The organism is Clostridium sp. ZBS15 (assembly GCF_023845705.1).
Lineage (GTDB): Bacteria > Bacillota > Clostridia > Clostridiales > Clostridiaceae > Clostridium > Clostridium aquiflavi.
In genome coordinates, this window is record NZ_JAMQHY010000013.1 from 1747 (window position 1) to 5030 (window position 3284).

Below are 3284 nucleotides of genomic sequence, written 5' to 3' on the forward strand. Positions count from 1 at the left end.
GCATGGCTAAAAAAATCGACAGCTCCAAAGTCGCCTTAGCGATTTTGTTCTTTATAAAAATATAAAATAAAAGTACATAGTTATAAACTTGGCTCTGTTTTAAAAAAGAGCGAAAGATTAAATAATAAACTTCTAGGAGGATACTTATGGATTACAAAAATAAAATTGCACAGCTAATTAAAGAACATGTAGATTTGGATGTTAATGCTATAGAAAAACTTATTGAAATACCACCTAAGTCTGAAATGGGGGATTATGCTTTTCCATGTTTTCAACTTTCTAAAGTAATGAGAAAAGCACCTAATATGATAGCTGAAACTTTAAAAGATGCTATTAACAAAGAAGGATTTGAAAGAATTGAAAATCTTGGACCATATTTAAATTTCTTTGTTGATAAAGGAGTATTTGCTGAAAATACAATCAATAAGATATTAAAAGATGGAGATAACTATGGTGAATCTAACATAGGAGACGGTAAAACAGTTTGTGTTGAATATTCTTCACCTAATATTGCAAAACCATTCCATGTAGGACATTTATTTACTACAGCCATTGGTAATTCTTTATACAAAATGTTTAAAAAAGAAGGATATGATGTTGTAGGTTTAAATCATTTAGGAGATTGGGGAACTCAATTTGGTAAGCTTATATCAGCTTATAATAGATGGGTTGATGAAGAAGCTTTAGAAAAAGCTCCAATTGATGAACTTCTTAGAATTTATGTTAAATTCCATGAAGAAGCAGAAAAAGATCCTAGCTTAGAAGACGAAGGAAGAATGTATTTTAAAAAGCTAGAGACAGGAGATCCAGAAGCACAAGCTTTATGGAAGAGATTTAGAGATTTAAGTTTAAAGGAATTTGAAAGAGTATATGATATATTAGGAGTTAAATTTGATTCATTAGCAGGAGAAGCATTCTATAATGATAAAATGGATGTAGTAGTTAATGAATTAAAGGATAAGGGATTACTTGTAGAAAGTAATGGAGCACAGGTTGTAATGTTAGATGATTATAATATGCCACCTTGTATAGTATTAAAAGGTGATGGAGCATCTATATATGCAACAAGAGATTTAGCTGCTGCTATGTATAGAAAGAAAACTTATGATTTCTACAAGAGTATCTATGTAGTTGGAAGCCCACAAGCATTACATTTTAAACAAGTATTTAAAGTGTTAGAACTTGCAGGACATGAATGGGCAAATGATTGTGTTCATGTTGGATTTGGATTAGTTAAATTTGCAGATAGAAAGCTTTCTACAAGAAAGGGAGAAGTTGTTTTACTTGATGATTTGATAAGAGAATCAGTTGAAAAAACTTTAGAAGTTATAAATGAAAAGAATCCAAATCTTGAAAATAAAGAAGAAGTAGCTAAGAAAATAGGTGTTGGAGCTATTATTTTCACTTACTTAAAGAATTCAAGAGAAAAAGATATCGTATTTGATTGGAAAGAAATCTTATCATTTGAAGGAGAAACAGGTCCTTATGTTCAATATTCTTATGCTAGAGCTAACAGCATATTAAGTAGAGCAGAGAATATTTCTTCAGAGGTTGATTTTAGTAAATTATCTTCAAAAGAAGAATTTGAATTAGTTAAAGTTTTAGCTAATTTCAATAATCAAATTAAACTTGCTACTGATAAGTTAGAACCATCAATTTTAACAAGATATGTTATAGAAGTTGCAAAATCATTTAACAAATTCTATAATGCTCATTCAGTTTTAAATTTAGATGATGAAGTTTTAAAAGCAACTAGATTAAGCTTAGTAAGAAGTAGTTTACAAGTAATAAAGAATGGATTAGAACTATTAGGAATAGATGTAGTAGAAAAAATGTAATTAAAAAAATAGCTAGAAACTTTAATTTTAAGTTTCTAGCTATTTTTATTTAATGCTATGGCTATGTTTTAGTAGAGTGTTGATATATACATAAGTTCAATTACAATGCCACTTTACCCATTGTATATATTAACACATATTTAAAACAGAGCCTGAGAATATTAAAAACAAGGATTAAGTCACTGTTAAATTAAATATGGTAATACATAATTAATTTAACAAAGAATTAATCTTTATTAAATTAATATATGATATAATATTTGGTAATACGTAAGAATATTTTAAGAGAGGAGAAAGGGAATGATTATAAATAGGAATGTAAAATACAAGGATATATTAGTAATTGCTATTATTGGTATTATTGTATATAAAATAATAGATAATTATGAGTTTTTCTTTAATATAGCAAAACATTTTCTATCTATTATATCGCCATTTATATATGCTTTAATTTTTACATATATATTAAATCCTATAATGATGCTTTTTGAAAAAAGATGTAAATTTTCAAGAGGAAAGTCTATATTAGCAACATATGCAGTTATAACAGGAATAATAATAATGTTTTTCTTATTTACTATACCTAGTTTGATAGATAGTATTGGTAGCATAATTAAAGAAGTACCTATATATATGGAAACAATTCAAGAATGGATTAACACAGCTATTAAAAACCCTAGATTAAGTGAGTTAATAGTTGACGCTGGTTTAGTAGATAAAATTGAACTTTTATCAATTAAAATGGGTAATTTTACAATAACTTTATTACAAGGCATGTTAGGATATTTATTATCTTTTACAGGAAACTTAGTAAAAATAGTATTCGGATTTTTAATAGCTGTTTATGTATTATGTGACAAAGATGGATTATTATATGGTTTAAAAACTATAACTTATATAATTTTAAAAGAAAAGAAGGCTAATGAATTAATTAATGTTTGTAAAACTTATAACAAGATGATAGGAGTGTATATAGGAGCAAAGGCTATAGATTCTGCTATAATAGGGCTTATAGCTTTAGTTGGTTTAGTAATAGTTAAAGCTCCATATGCACTATTATTATCAATCATAGTAGCTATTACTAATATGATACCTTACTTTGGACCTTTTATAGGAGAAGTTGTTGGTGCTACAGTGTGCATATTTGTTTCACCTATGAAGGCTCTTATAGTATTTGTGCTTCTACTTTTAATTCAACAATTTGATGCTTGGTATCTTGATCCTAAGCTTATAGGATCAAAAGTAGGAGTGAAACCATTTTGGATCATTATGGGGGTAATAATAGGTGGCGCATTCTGGGGACCTATAGGAATGCTATTGGCATCACCTACAATTGCAACTATTAATATTTATTATATTAGAGTAGTAAAATTTTATAAGTCTAAAAATCCAAGCTTATTTAAGAATTTATAATGAATAATTCTATGTTTTTTTATTCTTTAGGAA

Annotated in this window: 2 protein-coding genes; both read left to right on the forward strand. The window is 27.4% G+C overall.

Going from position 1 to position 3284, the window contains the following annotated elements:
• Nucleotides 1-146: 146 nt before the first annotated feature.
• On the forward strand, nt 147-1838 hold the full coding sequence (argS, locus tag NG904_RS06670) for an arginine--tRNA ligase (RefSeq protein WP_252213128.1): 1692 nt from the start codon (nt 147-149) through the stop codon (nt 1836-1838).
• Between the two features lie 300 nt (nt 1839-2138).
• Nucleotides 2139-3251 carry an AI-2E family transporter gene (locus NG904_RS06675; protein ID WP_252213129.1) on the forward strand — a complete coding sequence of 371 codons (1113 nt, stop codon included), beginning with the start codon at nt 2139-2141 and terminating at the stop codon, nt 3249-3251.
• Nucleotides 3252-3284: the final 33 nt, after the last annotated feature.